Below are 15,375 nucleotides of genomic sequence, written 5' to 3' on the forward strand. Positions count from 1 at the left end.
GATTTATCCCCGATGGGCTGCGGAGCAGTCCCAAAAAACTGGGGCCGCTCCGCAGCCCGTCGGGGATAAATCCCCTCACCACATTCACCACTCGTCAGTAGCACCTCGGCGCCTGCCGGTGATTATTCGCTGAACCTTCCTCTTGGCTGGCATACTGAGCGCCTTTTTCGGGCCCCGCGCCTGATCCCGCTTCGTGCGCTCGCGCGCCCACAGGAACTCCGGTGAAAAAAATCGCAGTGTTCGCCGACGTGCAGAACCTCTACTACACCGTGCGTCAGGCCTATGGTTGCCATTTCAACTATGCCGCGCTGTGGGCCGATATCAGCAAGGACGGGCAGATCGTCGAGGCCTACGCCTACGCGATCGACCGTGGCGACAGCAAACAGCAGCAGTTCCAGCAGATCCTGCGCAACCTCGGCTTCACCGTGAAGCTCAAGCCTTACATCCAGCGTAGCGACGGCTCGGCCAAAGGCGACTGGGACGTGGGCATCACCCTCGACATCATGGACGCCGCCGACCATGTCGACGAAATCGTCCTGGCCTCGGGTGACGGTGATTTCGACATGCTGCTCGAACGCATCATCAGCAAACACGGCGTGCAAGCGGTCGCCTATGGCGTGCCCGGCCTGACCGCCAATTCGTTGATCCGCGCCGCCAGCCGTTACATGCCGATCGAAGGCGCACTGTTGCTCAAGAATTGATTTGAACGGAGTTGAACCCGGTTTGGAACGCATTGCAGTCATCGACTTTGAAACCACTGGCCTCTCGCCGAACAGCAGCTGTCGCGCCACGGAAATCGCCGTGGTCATGCTGGAAAACGGCCGCATCGTCGAGCGTTACCAGAGCCTGATGAACGCCGGCGTGCGCGTCCCGGCGTTCATCGAACAACTGACCGGCATCAGCAACGCCATGCTGCGCACCGCGCCGTCGGCCGAACAGGTGATGAACGAGGTCAACGAGTTTGTCGGCTGCACGCCGCTGGTGGCGCACAACGCCTCGTTTGACCAGAAGTTCTGGGACTTCGAACTGGGGCGAATCAAGCGCACGCGGTTGCAGAATTTTGCCTGCTCGTTGCTCTTGGCCCGTCGCTTGATGCCGGCAGCGCCGAATCACAAGCTCGGCACGCTCACCACCTTCGCGCGCCTGCCGCACACCGGCCAGGCTCACCGGGCCATGGCCGATGCCGAGATGGCGGCGAACCTGATGGCGCATCTGGCTGAAGAATTGCGTGGCAAGCACGGCGTGCGCGAGCTATCGCACGACCTACTGTGCAAACTACAAAAAGTCCCCGCCGCGAAAGTCAGCGAACACCTGCAGCGCTACCGCTAATCCCGACCACCTGATCGTTCCCACGCTCTGCGTGGGAATGCCTCAACGGTCGCTCCGCGTTCGGCTTTGGATGGGACGCGGAGCGTCCCGGGCTGCGTTACCACGCGGAGCGTGGGAACGATCAACTGACTCACCGCCATCGCCGGCAGGGCTGATTCCCACATTGGTTCAGTGCTGATTTCTCAAAAGTGTACCGGCGCGATTAACGGGTTTTGTAACTTATTTTTGCCCGCCAGCCTTTCTAGAATATCCAATCCCAAGACTCTGACTGTCGAGCTGCTCATGCCCGCCCTGCGCCGTTTTTCCCTACCGCTGATCGCCGCTTTTTTTGCGCTGTACGTGATTTGGGGATCGACCTATCTGGTGATCCGCATCGGCGTTGAATACTGGCCACCGCTGATGCTCGGTGGTGTGCGCTTTGTGATCGCCGGTACTTTGATGTACGCCTTCCTGCGTTGGCGCGGGGCGCCGGCGCCGACCTGGGCGCAGTGGAAAGCGGCGGGGATCATCGGGATTTTGCTGCTCAGTTTTGGTAACGGCGCGGTGAGTGTGGCCGAACACACCGGTGTGGCTTCGGGCGTGGCGGCATTGGCGGTGGCGACGGTGCCGTTGTTCACTTTGCTGTTTGGTTATTTCTGGGGCGCACGCAATACGCGTCTGGAATGGGCCGGGGTCGCGTTAGGGATTATCGGCATCGCCATGCTCAACATGGGCTCCAACCTGCAATCGAGTCCACTGGGGGCGGCGCTGCTGATTTTTGCGGCGGCGACCTGGGCGTTCGGTTCGGTGTGGAGCAGACATTTGCCGTTGCCGCAGGGCGCGATGGCCAGTGCGGTGGAGATGTTGGTCGGCGGCGTGGTGCTGCTGATCGGTAGCGCGATGACCGGTGAACGCCTGCAAGCCGTGCCGCCGATGGAAGGCTGGCTGGCGCTGGCGTACTTGATCTTCTTCGGCTCGATCATCGCCTTCAATTCTTATATGTACCTGCTCAAGCACGTGCGTCCGGCGGCGGCGACCAGTTATGCCTACGTCAACCCGGCGGTGGCGGTGTTGCTCGGGATCGTGTTTGTCGGCGAGACCATCGGCATCGAAGAAGCGTTGGCGATGCTGGTGATCATCAGCGCCGTGGTGTTGATTGGTCTGCCGCAGTGGCGTCGTCCGGTGCAGCCGCCAGTCGTGGCGCCGACAGCCGTTCCCACAGAAACGCGTACGAATTAGGGTAAACTGCGCGGCATTGCATGCCTGCGTTATTTTTTCCTACGGTACTTCCATGACTTTCGCCACCCTTGGCCTGATCGAACCCTTGCTGCGCTCCCTCGAGAAGCTCGGCTACCAGACCCCGACGCCGGTTCAGGCGCAAGCCATTCCGGCCGTGCTGGCCGGTCGTGACCTGATGGCAGCGGCCCAGACCGGCACCGGCAAAACCGCCGGTTTCGCCTTGCCACTGCTGCAGTTGCTGGCCATGGAAGGGCCGAAAGTCGCCGCCAATTCAGTGCGCGCACTGATTCTGGTGCCGACCCGCGAACTGGCCGAGCAGGTGCACGAAGCCGTGCGCCAGTACGCCGAAAACCTGCCGCTGCGCACCTACGCGGTGTACGGCGGCGTCAGCATCAACCCGCAAATGATGAAGCTGCGCGGCGGTGTTGACCTGCTGGTGGCGACGCCGGGCCGTCTGCTCGACCTGTTCCGCCAGAAGGCGCTGAAATTCAATCAACTGCAAACCCTGGTGCTCGACGAAGCCGATCGCATGCTCGACCTGGGCTTCTCCGAAGAACTGTCGAACATCTACCGCGCGCTGCCGAAGAAGCGTCAGACGCTGCTGTTCTCCGCGACCTTCTCCGACGACATCCGCTTGCTCGCCGGGCAGATGCTCGACGATCCGCTGACCGTTGAAGTCAGCCCGCGCAATGTCGCCGCCAACACCGTCAAGCAGTGGATCGTCACGGTGGACAAGAAGCGCAAGGCCGAACTGTTCGTGCACCTGATGCGCAAGAACAAGTGGAAGCAGGTGCTGGTGTTCGCCAAAACCCGCAACGGCGTCGATGCGCTGGTGGAAAAACTCCAGGGCCTCGGTGTGAACGCCGACGGTATCCACGGCGACAAACCGCAGGCGACCCGCCAGCGTGCGCTGGATCGTTTCAAGCTTAGTGAAGTACAGATTCTGGTCGCGACCGACGTAGCTGCGCGGGGTCTGGATATTGAAGACCTGCCGTTGGTGATCAACTTCGATCTGCCGATCGTGGCTGAGGATTATATTCACCGTATTGGCCGGACTGGCCGTGCCGGTGCGACCGGTGAGGCGATCTCGCTGGTGTGCGCGGATGAAGTGAACATGTTGTCGGCGATTGAGATGCTCACGCGCCAGACTTTGACGCGTCAGAACGAGCCGGATTTTGAGCCTGAACACCGTGTGCCGGACACCGATGCCAGCGGTCAGGTGATCAAGAAGCCGAAAAAACCGAAGAAGCCGAAAGCTTCGGGTGGTGGCGGCAAACGTAATCTGGGCAAGTGGGTGGACAGCGGCGAGACGCAGGCGCCGGAGCCTTCGGTCAAGCCTGTGCGCAAGGTGCCGGTGTTTAACACTGGGCCGCGTAAGCGTAAACCGTAACTCCTGTAGGAGCTGCGGCACGCTGCGATCTTTTGATCTTGCTTTTGAAGATCAAAAGATCGCAGCCTCGTTTCACTCGTCAGCTCCTACAGAGGTAGGGGGTGTTTGAGCCATTGCAGTATCCCCAACCCCGCCGCTCGCCCGCTGGCAAAACACCCTGTAAGCAAATAGCCCCCCGTCGGCGCTTCCCAATCGAGCATCTCCCCCGCGCAGAACACCCCCGGCAACGCCTTGAGCATCAAACGCTCATCCATCGCTTCAAACGTCACGCCCCCCGCACTGCTGATCGCTTCGTCCAACGGCCGCGTTTTCACCAGCGTCAGCGGCAACGCCTTGATCGCCTGCGCCAACAGCGCCGGATCAGCGAACGTCGCCGCATCCGTCAGCTCCCGCAGCAACGCCGCTTTCACCCCATCAATCCCGATCTGACTGTGCAGATGCTTGGCCATCGAGCGCGAACCGCGTGGCTTGCTCAACGCCGCTTGTAATTTATCCACAGGCCGGCCGGGCAGCAGATCGATGTGGATAACCGCCGCGCCGTATTGATTGATCGCCTCACGAATCGGCGCCGACAGCGCGTAAATCAGACTGCCCTCAATCCCGGTCGCGGTGATCACGCATTCGCCCAAGCGCGGAATGTCATCGTTCAAACCAATGGCGATATTTTTCAGCGGCGCGCCGGCGAATTTGCTGACCATCAATTCGCTCCAGGCCTGCACCTCGAAGCCACAATTACTCGGCTGCAACGGTGCAAGTCCTACACCGCGTTGCTCCAGCGCCAGCATCCATGCACCGTCGGAACCGAGGCGCGACCAACTGCCGCCGCCGAGGGCGAGCAGGGTGGCATCGGGTTTGACGGTGATTTCGCCTTCTGGGCTGTCGATGCGCAGCGCACCGTGTTCATCCCAACCGAGCCAGCGATGGCGGGTGTGGATAACCACGCCGCTGTCGCGCAGTCGTTTGAGCCAGGCGCGCAGCAGCGGGGCGGCTTTCATGTCGGTGGGGAACACGCGGCCGGAGCTGCCGATAAAGGTTTCGATACCCAGATCATGAATCCATGTGCACAACGTGTCGGCGTCGAAGCCGCGCAGCAGCGGGGCGATTTGCGGTGCGCGTTCGGCGTAGCGCGAGAGGAACGCCGGGTAGGCTTCGGAGTGGGTAATGTTCATGCCGCCGACGCCGGCGAGCAGGAATTTGCGGCCCACCGAAGGCATGCCGTCGTAGAGATCGACGCGGATTCCGGCCTGGCTCAGCACTTCGGCGGCCATCAGGCCGGCAGGGCCACCGCCGATGATGGCGACGTGAGCGGGGGAGGAGGCGGAATTCTGGGTCATGGCGTGCGCTGCGGTATGGCGGGATAAGCCGCGCATTCTAACAGCGCAGATCCCTTGTAGGAGCTGAGCTTGCTCGCGAAAGCGGTGTGTCAGCCACCGACAATATTGAATGTAAGACCGCTTTCGCGAGCAAGCTTTGCTCCTACAAGGTTGTGATGGTTAAAAATTAGCCAGTGTTCTGTAGGCCCCGGGCGGTATGGGCTGTAGGCCCTTTCACGCAGGTTATCCACAGGCAGTTCCACAGCGATTGTGGGTAACGCAGCACAGCTCAATGACAACCGTGTGATTGCCAGACCCGCTGCGCGCTGTGATGGAGGATGCCGTGGCGGCGGGCGAGGGCGTGGCGATCCTTGCTGTAGCCGCCGCCAATCACGCCCATCACCGGAATGTCGCGACCCAGGCAATGGCGCATCACACTTTCATCACGGGCGGCGACGCCTTCATCCGTCAGTTGTAGATAGCCGAGGGCGTCGTCCTTGTGCACATCGACACCGGCGTCGTACAGCACCAGATCCGGTTGATACAGCGGCAGCAAATAGTTGAGCGTGTCATTGACCACCTTCAAATAATCGGCATCGCCCATGCCTTTCGGCAGCGGTATGTCCCAGTCACTTTCCGCTTTGCGTGCAGGAAAATTCTTCTCGCAGTGCAGGGAAACGGTAATCGCCTCCGGCGTGTCGTGGAGAATTCGTGCCGTGCCGTCACCCTGATGCACGTCGCAATCGAAGATCAGTACGCGATTCACCCGGCCACTTTGCAGCAGGTAATGGCTGATGATCGCCAGGTCATTGAAGATGCAGAACCCTGCCGGGTAATCGTAGTGCGCGTGATGCGTGCCGCCAGCCAGATGACATGCCAGACCATGTTCCAAGGCTTTTTCCGCCGCCAGAATCGAACCGCCAACCGCGCGCACCGTGCGTCGCGCCAAGGCGTCGTTCCACGGCAGGCCGAGGCGCCGTTGGTCTTCGCGGGACAACTCGCCGCTCATGTAGCGTTCGATATACGCACGGTCATGGGCGAGGGCGAGGATGTCGTTGGGGCAGATCTCGGGGCGCAGCAGCTCGGCGTCGCGGGTCAGCCCGCTGTCGACCAGGTGATCGCGCAGCAAACGGAACTTGTCCATCGGAAAGCGGTGATCCGCCGGAAACTCGGGGCTGTAGTCTTCGTGGTAGATCAGCGGCAGTGGCATGGCGTATTCATGTAGGAAATGTTGGAAAGAGTGAAGGATCCTACCAGCGATGTAGACTTGCAGCATGGAAACGGAGGGGCACGATGGAGCCGATACTGGAACTGCAAAGCGCACGCTTGTTGATGCGCCAGTGGCAGGACGAAGATTTGCCGGCATTTGCGGCGATGTGTGCCGATCCTCAGGTCATGCGTTATTTTCCGGCCGCGTTGAGCCGACTCGAAAGCGCCTCGCTGATCGGGCGGATTCGCGGGCATTTTGCCGAACACGGTTTCGGCCTGTGGGCGCTGGAGCGCAAGGACAGCGGCGAATTTATCGGTTTCACCGGACTCGGTGTGGTTGGTTTCGACGCGCCGTTTACTCCGGCGGTGGAAATCGGCTGGCGTCTGGCCAAGGAACATTGGGGGCTGGGCTATGCCAGCGAAGCGGCGTGGACGGCTCTGCGCTGCGGCTTTGACCGGATGGCCCTGAAAGAGATCGTCTCGTTCACAGCGCAAATCAATCTGCCGTCGGAGAAAGTCATGCAAGCGATTGGCATGCATCACGCCCCTGACGATGATTTTGATCACCCCAAGCTCGCCGTCGATCACACGCTGCGCCGCCACGTGCTCTACCGCATCACGCGGGAGCAGTGGCTGGAAACCTTGCATGGATAAGCAGACACAGACGTTTACAATGGCGCGATAGTGGCTCGCGCCAGAACCTGAATCGACCGTCGCAGCCAAGACTGCGCGGCATTGCTTTGTGTGAGGAGAGTCTGAATGAGCCAAGTGTTGGAAGATCTGGTCGACCTGCTGACCCTGGAACCGATCGAAGAAAACCTCTTCCGTGGCCGCAGCCAGGACTTGGGTTTCCGTCAGTTGTTCGGTGGTCAGGTGCTCGGTCAGTCGTTGTCGGCGGCCAGTCAGACGGTTGAAGAAGCGCGCCACGTGCATTCGATGCACGGTTATTTCCTGCGTCCGGGCGACGCCAAGTTGCCGGTGGTGTATTCGGTTGATCGCGTGCGTGACGGCGGCAGTTTCAGTACGCGCCGGGTGACCGCGATCCAGAAGGGCCATCCGATTTTCACCTGCAGCGCGTCGTTTCAGTACGACGAAGAAGGTTTTCAACACCAGAGCCAGATGCCGGTTGTGGTCGGCCCGGAAAACCTGCCGTCGGAACTGGAATTGTTCCAGCAACGCGCGCAACTGATCCCCGAACACATGCGTGAAAAGCTGCTGTGCCCGAAACCGATCGAAGTGCGCCCGGTCACCGAAAAAGACCCGTACAACCCGCAACCGGCCGATCCGGTGAAGTACGTGTGGTTCCGTGCTGACGGTGCGTTGGCCGATATTCCGGCGCTGCACAAATACTTGCTGGCCTACGCGTCCGACTTCGGTCTGCTGACCACTTCGATGCTGCCCCACGGCAAATCGGTCTGGCAGAAAGACATGCAGGTCGCCAGCCTCGATCACGCGCTGTGGTTCCACAATGATCTGCGCGCCGATGACTGGTTGCTCTACGCAATGGACAGTCCGTGGGCCGGTAATTCCCGTGGGTTCTCCCGTGGCAGCGTGTACAACCGCGCCGGCCAATTGGTCGCTTCGGTGACGCAGGAAGGCTTGATTCGTCATCGCAAGGATTGGGCATGAGCCTGAAAGATGTGAAGCACTGGGTGTTCGACATGGACGGCACGCTGACCGTGGCCGTGCACGATTTTGCGGCGATTCGCGTGGCGCTGGCGATTCCGCCGGAGGACGACATCCTCACGCATCTTGCGGCGTTACCGGCGGATGAAGCGGCGGCGAAACATGCTTGGTTGTTGGAGCATGAACGCGATCTGGCGCTGGGCTCGACCCCGGCCACCGGCGCGGTTGAGCTGGTGCGTGATCTGCATGCGCGCGGTTATCGCCTCGGCATTCTGACCCGCAACGCGCGGGAATTGGCGCATGTGACGCTGGAGGCGATTGGCCTGGCTGACTGCTTTGCGGTGGAGGATGTCTTGGGTCGCGACGAAGCGCCGCCTAAGCCGCATCCGGGTGGTTTGCTGAAATTGGCAGACGCGTGGGACGTGCCGGCCAGCGAGATGGTGATGGTCGGTGATTACCGGTTTGATCTGGATTGCGGAAGAGCGGCAGGGGCGCGGACGGTGTTGGTGAATTTGCCGGAGAACCCGTGGCCGGAGTTGACGGATTGGCATGCTAAAGATTGTGTTGAGTTGCGGCGGATGCTTCAGGCCTGAAAATCTTGGGTGCTTTAGCGGGCCTCATCGCGAGCAGGCTCACTCCTACAATTGGAATGTGTTCCCCCTGTAGGAGTGAGCCTGCTCGCGATGACGTCAGATCAATCAGCCCAAAACTCACTGCTCAAACAGGGCTTTCTGCCCCTCCGGCGACGTCAGCATCCCATCGCCGTTATGCCCAACCCCCGGCACTTCCACCAGCCGCTGATTGACCCCTTCCGGGTGTCGGCGTAGCAAATAGCCGAAGTAAGATTTCCCACGCTCAAGACGGAACGCGCCCTGCGCTTCCGCCGCGCAACTCTTGTCCAGTGCCGGGTGCTGCGGATCAATATCCTGCTGCCCGAGCAGATAGATCACCTCGCGTTTGACGTAACTGCTTTCAAGCTGCAGCGGCGTTTGCCCACCGGCGTAAACCGGCATGTCTGCCAGCCCGTACTTCCAGCGATTGAAACCCGGGCACTTGGCGTGATCGAACGCCGCCGGCCGCTGTTCATTGAAGTACGCGTAGGAGGACGGATTCGCCACCACATAACGCAGACGAATGCCGTTGGCCTTCAGCGCCGGTTGATCCTTGGCCAGCAGGGCATAGCGCTGCACCACTTGGCCGCCGCCGGAGTGGCCGAAAATCACGATCTGCTTCACGTCGGGAAACTGTTTGCGATCGGTGATCCGCGCGACGATTTCATCCAGCGCCGCGTAGGAACTCAACGGATTCGGCCCTGTGGATAAGCCGCCGCCCATCCATTCATTGCCTTGCCAACGCAGCAACGTGGCGGGCAACGAGTACAGGGCGACATCGCTTTCATTGAGAAACTGCGGGGCGATCACCAGCGTGTGTGCGGTCTGTCCGGCCAGTTCGGCGGCGCTTTCGGCGCTTTTGCGATAGGTCTCGGCGTTGCGCAAACGGCCATGAATGACGATCAGCACACGCTCGATTTTTTCCGGCGCCGGGCCAATGCCCACCGCCATTTCCCCGGCCTTGAGTTGCAAGCGACCGGGGCTGATCGCATCGACACCTGCGGCGTGCGCGGTGCTGCCAACGATCAGTAACGCCAAAAGCCATTTATGCATTTACAGGTTTTTCGCCGCGAAGGTGTCGCACTGGCCGACCTGGCCCTGCGCGAATCCGGTTTTAAACCAGCGCACCCTTTGCGCCGACGTGCCGTGGGTAAACGAGTCCGGCACCACACGGCCCTCACCCTGTTGTTGCAAGCGATCATCACCGATGGCGTTAGCCGCGTTCAAGGCTTCTTCGATGTCGCCCGGTTCCAGCCAGTTCAAACGCTTCTGCGCACTGTAAGCCCAGACACCGGCGAGGCAATCGGCCTGCAACTCCTGACGCACCAGCAAACCGCCGTCGCCTTCCATCTGCCGACCTTGCTGGCGCGCTGTCTGAATTTTCGCCGAGACGCCGAGAAGCGTCTGCACATGGTGTCCGACTTCGTGCGCAATCACGTAGGCCTGAGCGAAATCGCCGGCCGCCTTGAAGCGTTGCGACATTTCCTGGAAGAACGCCATGTCCAGATAGACCTTCTGGTCGGCCGGGCAATAGAACGGGCCGGTGGCGGAGGTCGCCAGACCGCACGCCGAATTGACCCGGTTGCTGAACAGCACCAGGGTCGGATCCTTATATTGGCGACCGGCCTGTTGGAAAATCGAACCCCAGGTGTCTTCGGTGTCGCCAAGGATCGAGCGGACGAACTCAGCCTGTTCATCGTTGGCCGGCGGCGCCTGACGGGTCTGCGAAGTCGGCGCCGCTTGCTGGGTAGATTGCCCGGCGAGCTGGCCGAGGATCTGCAACGGATCCTGGCCGGTGATCCAGCCGATCCCGACGATCAGCAGAATCGCCCCCAGGCTCAGGCCTTTGCCGCCACCAAAGCGCATGCCGCCACCGCCACCGCCTGCATCATCACCCCGGGCGTCGACGACGTTGTCACTGCGTCGGCCTTTTTTCCATAGCATGTGGGAATCCTCTGTTGTACGTGGTGATGAGTGTTGCTGGTGCACGACGGTGGCGCCAGTCCGGTCGTCAGACCATCGTGATCGACGCCGGTTCTAAAGCAGATGCCGATATTGCCAAGCTTACAACTGCGCGGCGTTGAAGGTATCGCACGCTTCGACGCGGCCGCTATCGAATCCTGCGCTGAACCAGGCACTGCGCTGTTGTGATGTGCCGTGGCTGAAGGTCTCGGGACGTACTGTCTGGTTTCGCGCACGTTGCAGCGCATCATCGCCGAGCACGCTGGCAGCGTTCAGTGCTTCGTCGATGTCGCCCGGTTCCAGCCACGCATGGCGTTGTTGCGCATGGTGAGCCCAGACCCCGGCCAGACAATCGGCCTGCAGTTCGGCGCGCACCTCCAGTCCTGAGTCGCCGGTCACAGGCTGACTGGCGGACAACGCGCTTTCAAACGGTGCGGACATACTCAGGGCAATTTGCACGTGGTGGCCGACTTCGTGGGCGAGGATGTAAGCCTGAGCGAAGTCACCGACCACCGAAAAGCGCTCGGCCATCTGTTCGAAGAACGCCGGATCCATGTAGATGTTTTGGTTGGTGGGGCAATAAAAGGGGCCGCTTGACGCACTGGCAAAGCCGCAGCCCGACGCGATGCCATCGCTGAACAGGGTCAATGTGGGCGCCGGGTAGTGTTGCCCGGTACTGGCAAATACCTGTTCCCAGGTGTCTTCGGTGTCGCCGAGTATCGATTCGATGAATTTGAGTTGGGGGTCGTCGACCGGCGCGATCTCCTGACTGATGGAAACCTCTGAAGCAGGTGTCTGTGGCGCGGTGTTGTAGCTCGAATAGAGCGCCACGCCTGTCAGCGCGGCGGCGGCCAGCCCGGCGCCGAGTTTTTTCCCTGTCAGTGTGCGGGCGTCCTTGCCCTCTCGCGTGTCGTTGACGTTGTCGCTGCGTCTTGCCTTGTTCCATAGCATGGTGCGGTCTCTCATAGGTTGATGGGGCGTTTTCGCCTCGCCTATGAATAACCGCACAGCTCAGGTTGTGCAGGGCAGATGTGTAAGAGCGCGTAAGACCGATCCTGCAACTGGCGTTTCGAACCGGGCAAACGCTGTTTTCCTACTCACTGATCAAACGCGTCCCACACCGGCGCGAAGTCCGGACTGACCTGACGTTCGCGCTTCGACAGGCTGGCAATCAGCGCCCGGTCTTCATCGTCGAGGTTGACCTCAAGTGCCGCGAGATTGGCCAGTTGATTGGTTTTGCTGCTCGCCTTGGGAATCGCTGCGACGTTGTCTTGATCGAGCAGCCATTTCAACGCGACCTGCGTCGGCAGCACGCCATGCTTGGCGGCAATCTGCTGGATCTCGGCAATGTGTGAAACCTTGTTGCGCGCCAGCGGCGTGTAGGCCGTCAGTGCCAGATCGTGTTGGCGAGCGTAGTCGAGCAGGGCGTTTTGTCCGAGCAAGACGTGGTACTCGACCTGAATCGCTGACAGATCAATGCCGTATTCCTCGACGACTGTGCGCAGCAGCGGCAGCGGAAAATTCGCCACACCGATATTGCGCGCCAAGCCTTGCTCCTTGAACGAGGCCAAGGTTTCGAGCGTGCGCGGCAAGTCCCAATCGGTGGTGGGCCAGTGCAGCATGAACAGGTCGACATAGTCGCTGCGCAAGGCCTTGAGGCTGCGATCCAGGGAGTGGCGCATGGCGTCGGGTTGCAGCTGATCCCACCAGACCTTGGTGGTGACGTGAATCTGCTCGCGCGGTGTCGGCGTATTCGCCAAGGCTTGTCCGACTGCGTCCTCATTGTTGTAGGCCGCAGCCGTGTCGATGTGTCGATAACCGAGTTCCAGCGCTTGCTCCACGGCCTGGGTGCATTCTTCGCCGAGCATCGGCCACGTGCCGAGACCGAGTTTCGGCATGTTCAAACCCTGGGCATTAACGATGTGCTGCATGGTCGATCTCCTGTTCGAAAGCAGTGATGCCGGCGATGTGGCGAGCGGCGATGTAGCCGAACGTCAGCGCCGGGCCGAGGTTGATTCCGCCCGCCGGATAGTGGCCGCCCATGATGCTGGCCATGTCGCCGCCCGCTGCATACAGCCCGGCGATAGGTTGTTGGTTGGCGTCGAGCACTTGCGCGTGAGGGTTGACCTTGAGCCCGGCAAAAGTGCCGAAGCATCCCGGTTGTACTTTTACGGCATAGAACGGGCCGGTTTCTATTGGGGCAACGCAGGGGTTGGGAAGGTTCGCCGGATCGCCCTGTTTGCGGTTGTAGGGCGTTGCGCCGCGCCCGAATTGCGGGTCTTCGCCGTTGTGGGCATGGCGGTTGTAGTCGTCGAGGGTTTGGCGCAAACCGTTCGAGTCGACGCCGCAAGCGTTGGCTAATTCCTCAACGGTGTTACCGGTTTTCAGATAACCACTGCGGATAAATTCTGACAACGGAACCGGAAACGGCCGTGACATGCCGAGGCCATAGCGGCGCTGAAAGGCGTGGGTGCAGATCAGCCATGAGGCGACCTCTTCACCTGGCGGTGCTGTTTTGACCATCGCGCTGACGTAGTCGAAGTAACCATTCGCTTCATTGACGAAACGCTGGCCGTTGCTCAGTACGCCGATGATGCCGGGTTTGCCGCGCTCGATGATGTGTGGGAAATGGCCGATGCTGCCGTCGCAATGAGGCACTTGCGAGACGGGTGCCCACGCGACGGGTGACGCAACGTCGGTGTTGACCCGCGCGCCGACGCTTTCGCCCAGGCGCAAGCCATCGCCATTCACGGCCAGCGGCGGCAACGCCCAATGTTCGTGGCCGGTGGGCGTGCGTGGGAACAGGGCTTTGCGCCGTTCGATGTCGTTGGCGAAACCACCTGCTGCGAGTACGACGGCTTTGCGTGCGTGGATGCGGATCGGGCCTTTGCTGCTGTTGATCACTGCACCGCAAACGCGGTTTTCGTCACGCAGCAACTCAGTCGCCGGTGCCGATTCCCACAGCAACACGCCAAGGTCTTCGGCCGATTTCGCCAGTCGCGCGACCAGTGCCACGCCATTGACCAGTTGCAGCGCACGGCCATGCGTCGCGAGGTCAAACAGGTGCCGGGTGAAACGTCGCGTCACGTGCCAGGCAGCTTTCAATGAGCGGGTCAGATTGAGGAATGCCGAGAGATCCGCGCCCGCCATGATCGGCATGCCCATGAAGGACGTTTCGCGCATGGTCGTACGAAGTCGCTTGAGCAAGCGTCCGACCTTGCGCCCGTTGTAGGGCGCGGCAATCACTGAGCGTCCGCCGGTGCCCGCGCCCGGGGTGTCGCCATGGATGTCGGCAATCGCGTTGCCGTCGGCGAATTGCAGTGCGGTGTGTTGCTCGAAAAACGCGACCATATTTGGCCCGGCTTCGAGGAAGGCATCGATCATCGCCGGGTCAAAATGCTCGCCCAGTTCATGGCGCAAATAGGTGCGCGGTTGTTCGACGTCTTCGATGATGCCGGCGCGTCGGGCCAGCGGATTGCACGGCACCCACGCCCAGCCACCCGACCATGCGGTGGCGCCGCCGAATACCGAATCCTTTTCGACGACGATGACCTTCAGGCCATGCCAAGCAGCAGTGACGGCTGCCGACAATCCGGCGGCGCCGGAGCCGACGATCAAAACGTCGCAGTCGATAGCGGGAAGTTCGGCAGGCATCAAACAAGGCTCCAGCGCAGAATTGTTTTTGGAATTCGATTCCAGAAAATAACCATTGCTGCCGTCGGCCTACAAGCCTTGATACGACAAACCGGGCGGTTATCGAACATGCGGTTCCAGATTTCGCTTTGCAGCAGATGTCTTCTAGAATCGGCGAAATTTCATTTGGATTTCCCCATGGCCGGCAGTCAGATTGAACGGGTTTTCAGCGTGCTGGAAAGCCTCACCAGTGATCCGCGCGGGCTGCCGATGCAGACGCTTGCCGAGCAATTGGACATTCCGAAAAGCGCGACTCACCGCTTGCTCGCCGAGCTGATTCGTCTTGGTTACGTGCGGCAGAATCCCGAGACCTTGCGCTATCACCTGTCGACAAAACTCGTCGCGATGGGCTTTCAATACCTGTCGAGCAGTGGCGCCGATATTGTTCAGCCCGTGCTGGATCGGCTGGCGCAGGAAACCGGCGAACTGGTGCGTCTCGGTGTGATCGATGGCGAACGGCAAACGTGGATCGCCAAGGCGCAGGGTGCACGTACCGGTCTGCGTTATGACCCGGACATGGGCCGCGATGCGCCGTTGTTTTACACCGCGTCGGGGCATGCGTGGCTGGCGTGCATGAGCGATGCCGAGGCGTTGTCACTGGTTGAGCGACAGGCGGCGGAGGTGCCGGTGGGTATCGGGCCGAATGCGCCGCGCTCTAATATTGAGTTGTTGGAGCGCCTGCGTCTGGCCCGTGAGCAAGGGTATGCGTGGGTCGAGGAAAGCTCGGCGGTCGGCACGTCGGCGATTGCGGCGGTGGTGAAACATCCGGCGGATGGTCGGGTGATTGGTGTGCTCAGCATTGCCGGGCCGAGTGCGCGGATGCCGGGGGCGCGGTTGCATGAGTTGGCGCCGTTGTTGTTGAGGTTTGCTGACGAGTTATCAGCGGCGAGCCTGGCTTCTGAATTGTTTATCTAACTCTCCACAAATCCCCTGTAGGAGCTGCCGAAGGCTGCGATCTTTTGACTTTGTTTTTTAAGATCAAAAGATCGCAGCCTTCGGCAGCTCCTACAGCGGATTTTGGTGT

General features: G+C 60.8%; 15 protein-coding genes. 8 read left to right on the forward strand and 7 right to left on the reverse strand.

Annotated elements, in window-relative coordinates:
• Positions 1 to 221 precede the first annotated feature (221 nt).
• The 4 genes from QMX93_RS25460 (at position 222) to QMX93_RS25475 (ending at position 3,937) form a co-directional block, all read left to right on the forward strand.
• Positions 222 to 701 carry an NYN domain-containing protein gene (locus QMX93_RS25460; protein WP_282358367.1) on the forward strand — a complete coding sequence of 160 codons (480 nt, stop codon included), beginning with the start codon at positions 222 to 224 and terminating at the stop codon, positions 699 to 701.
• Positions 702 to 723: 22 nt separating this feature from the next.
• Positions 724 to 1,329, forward strand: a complete 606-nt coding sequence (locus QMX93_RS25465; protein WP_282358368.1) for a 3'-5' exonuclease — start codon at positions 724 to 726, stop codon at positions 1,327 to 1,329.
• Positions 1,330 to 1,611: 282 nt separating this feature from the next.
• On the forward strand, positions 1,612 to 2,547 hold the full coding sequence (yedA, locus tag QMX93_RS25470) for a drug/metabolite exporter YedA (protein WP_282358369.1): 936 nt from the start codon (positions 1,612 to 1,614) through the stop codon (positions 2,545 to 2,547).
• A 52-nt stretch (positions 2,548 to 2,599) separates the two neighbouring features.
• Complete coding sequence (locus QMX93_RS25475) at positions 2,600 to 3,937, forward strand: DEAD/DEAH box helicase (protein ID WP_053124090.1); 1,338 nt, start codon at positions 2,600 to 2,602, stop codon at positions 3,935 to 3,937.
• A gap of 86 nt (positions 3,938 to 4,023) precedes the next feature.
• On the opposite strand, the gene QMX93_RS25480 is transcribed toward QMX93_RS25475, so the two are convergent.
• Together QMX93_RS25480 and QMX93_RS25485 are read right to left on the reverse strand one after the other, a co-directional pair.
• Positions 4,024 to 5,271: a TIGR03862 family flavoprotein gene (locus tag QMX93_RS25480; RefSeq protein ID WP_282358370.1), complete on the reverse strand. Its 1,248-nt coding sequence runs from the start codon at positions 5,269 to 5,271 to the stop codon at positions 4,024 to 4,026.
• A gap of 268 nt (positions 5,272 to 5,539) precedes the next feature.
• Positions 5,540 to 6,460, reverse strand: coding sequence for a histone deacetylase (locus QMX93_RS25485; RefSeq protein ID WP_282358371.1), 921 nt, complete (start codon positions 6,458 to 6,460; stop codon positions 5,540 to 5,542).
• An 83-nt stretch (positions 6,461 to 6,543) separates the two neighbouring features.
• Between QMX93_RS25485 and QMX93_RS25490 the strand changes: the two genes are divergently transcribed.
• The 3 genes from QMX93_RS25490 (at position 6,544) to QMX93_RS25500 (ending at position 8,678) form a co-directional block, all read left to right on the forward strand.
• Positions 6,544 to 7,113 (forward strand): GNAT family N-acetyltransferase, encoded by a 570-nt coding sequence (locus QMX93_RS25490; RefSeq protein ID WP_282358372.1) that lies wholly within the window; start codon positions 6,544 to 6,546, stop codon positions 7,111 to 7,113.
• A 105-nt stretch (positions 7,114 to 7,218) separates the two neighbouring features.
• Positions 7,219 to 8,088, forward strand: coding sequence for an acyl-CoA thioesterase II (gene tesB / locus QMX93_RS25495; protein WP_053124082.1), 870 nt, complete (start codon positions 7,219 to 7,221; stop codon positions 8,086 to 8,088).
• Positions 8,085 to 8,678, forward strand: coding sequence for an HAD family hydrolase (locus QMX93_RS25500; protein ID WP_282358373.1), 594 nt, complete (start codon positions 8,085 to 8,087; stop codon positions 8,676 to 8,678). The genes tesB and QMX93_RS25500 overlap by 4 nt, the downstream gene beginning before the upstream one ends.
• Positions 8,679 to 8,795: 117 nt before the next feature.
• Here QMX93_RS25500 and QMX93_RS25505 read toward each other — a convergent pair whose 3' ends face one another.
• The 5 genes from QMX93_RS25505 to QMX93_RS25525 form a co-directional block, all read right to left on the reverse strand.
• Positions 8,796 to 9,749 (reverse strand): alpha/beta hydrolase family protein, encoded by a 954-nt coding sequence (locus QMX93_RS25505; RefSeq protein ID WP_212550830.1) that lies wholly within the window; start codon positions 9,747 to 9,749, stop codon positions 8,796 to 8,798.
• Positions 9,750 to 10,640, reverse strand: coding sequence for a neutral zinc metallopeptidase (locus tag QMX93_RS25510; protein WP_282358374.1), 891 nt, complete (start codon positions 10,638 to 10,640; stop codon positions 9,750 to 9,752). It abuts the gene before it with no gap.
• A 120-nt stretch (positions 10,641 to 10,760) separates the two neighbouring features.
• On the reverse strand, positions 10,761 to 11,609 hold the full coding sequence (locus tag QMX93_RS25515; protein ID WP_282358375.1) for a neutral zinc metallopeptidase: 849 nt from the start codon (positions 11,607 to 11,609) through the stop codon (positions 10,761 to 10,763).
• Between the two features lie 146 nt (positions 11,610 to 11,755).
• Positions 11,756 to 12,589, reverse strand: a complete 834-nt coding sequence (locus tag QMX93_RS25520; protein ID WP_282358376.1) for an aldo/keto reductase — start codon at positions 12,587 to 12,589, stop codon at positions 11,756 to 11,758.
• The gene (locus tag QMX93_RS25525) at positions 12,573 to 14,312 is read right to left on the reverse strand and encodes an FAD-dependent oxidoreductase (protein WP_282358377.1); all 1,740 of its coding nucleotides are present in this window, start codon (positions 14,310 to 14,312) and stop codon (positions 12,573 to 12,575) included. Before QMX93_RS25525 ends, QMX93_RS25520 begins: the two co-directional genes overlap by 17 nt.
• A gap of 177 nt (positions 14,313 to 14,489) precedes the next feature.
• On the opposite strand from QMX93_RS25525, the gene QMX93_RS25530 reads away from it, so the two are divergent.
• The gene (locus tag QMX93_RS25530) at positions 14,490 to 15,266 is read left to right on the forward strand and encodes an IclR family transcriptional regulator (protein ID WP_282358378.1); all 777 of its coding nucleotides are present in this window, start codon (positions 14,490 to 14,492) and stop codon (positions 15,264 to 15,266) included.
• Positions 15,267 to 15,375: the final 109 nt, after the last annotated feature.

Source organism: Pseudomonas sp. PS01303 (genome assembly GCF_029959385.1).
In the GTDB taxonomy this organism is placed as follows: domain Bacteria; phylum Pseudomonadota; class Gammaproteobacteria; order Pseudomonadales; family Pseudomonadaceae; genus Aquipseudomonas; species Aquipseudomonas rustica.

Excerpts from the sequence above, each read along its gene's own strand:
- yedA (WP_282358369.1), top strand. The coding sequence starts at position 1,612 with ATGCCCGCCCTGCGCCGTTTTTCCCTACCGCTGATCGCCGCTTTTTTT.
- QMX93_RS25475 (WP_053124090.1), top strand. The coding sequence starts at position 2,600 with ATGACTTTCGCCACCCTTGGCCTGATCGAACCCTTGCTGCGCTCCCTC.
- QMX93_RS25480 (WP_282358370.1), bottom strand. The coding sequence starts at position 5,271 with ATGACCCAGAATTCCGCCTCCTCCCCCGCTCACGTCGCCATCATCGGC.
- QMX93_RS25485 (WP_282358371.1), bottom strand. The coding sequence starts at position 6,460 with ATGCCACTGCCGCTGATCTACCACGAAGACTACAGCCCCGAGTTTCCG.
- QMX93_RS25490 (WP_282358372.1), top strand. The coding sequence starts at position 6,544 with ATGGAGCCGATACTGGAACTGCAAAGCGCACGCTTGTTGATGCGCCAG.
- tesB (WP_053124082.1), top strand. The coding sequence starts at position 7,219 with ATGAGCCAAGTGTTGGAAGATCTGGTCGACCTGCTGACCCTGGAACCG.
- QMX93_RS25500 (WP_282358373.1), top strand. The coding sequence starts at position 8,085 with ATGAGCCTGAAAGATGTGAAGCACTGGGTGTTCGACATGGACGGCACG.
- QMX93_RS25505 (WP_212550830.1), bottom strand. The coding sequence starts at position 9,749 with ATGCATAAATGGCTTTTGGCGTTACTGATCGTTGGCAGCACCGCGCAC.
- QMX93_RS25510 (WP_282358374.1), bottom strand. The coding sequence starts at position 10,640 with ATGCTATGGAAAAAAGGCCGACGCAGTGACAACGTCGTCGACGCCCGG.
- QMX93_RS25515 (WP_282358375.1), bottom strand. The coding sequence starts at position 11,609 with ATGCTATGGAACAAGGCAAGACGCAGCGACAACGTCAACGACACGCGA.
- QMX93_RS25520 (WP_282358376.1), bottom strand. The coding sequence starts at position 12,589 with ATGCAGCACATCGTTAATGCCCAGGGTTTGAACATGCCGAAACTCGGT.
- QMX93_RS25525 (WP_282358377.1), bottom strand. The coding sequence starts at position 14,312 with ATGCCTGCCGAACTTCCCGCTATCGACTGCGACGTTTTGATCGTCGGC.
- QMX93_RS25530 (WP_282358378.1), top strand. The coding sequence starts at position 14,490 with ATGGCCGGCAGTCAGATTGAACGGGTTTTCAGCGTGCTGGAAAGCCTC.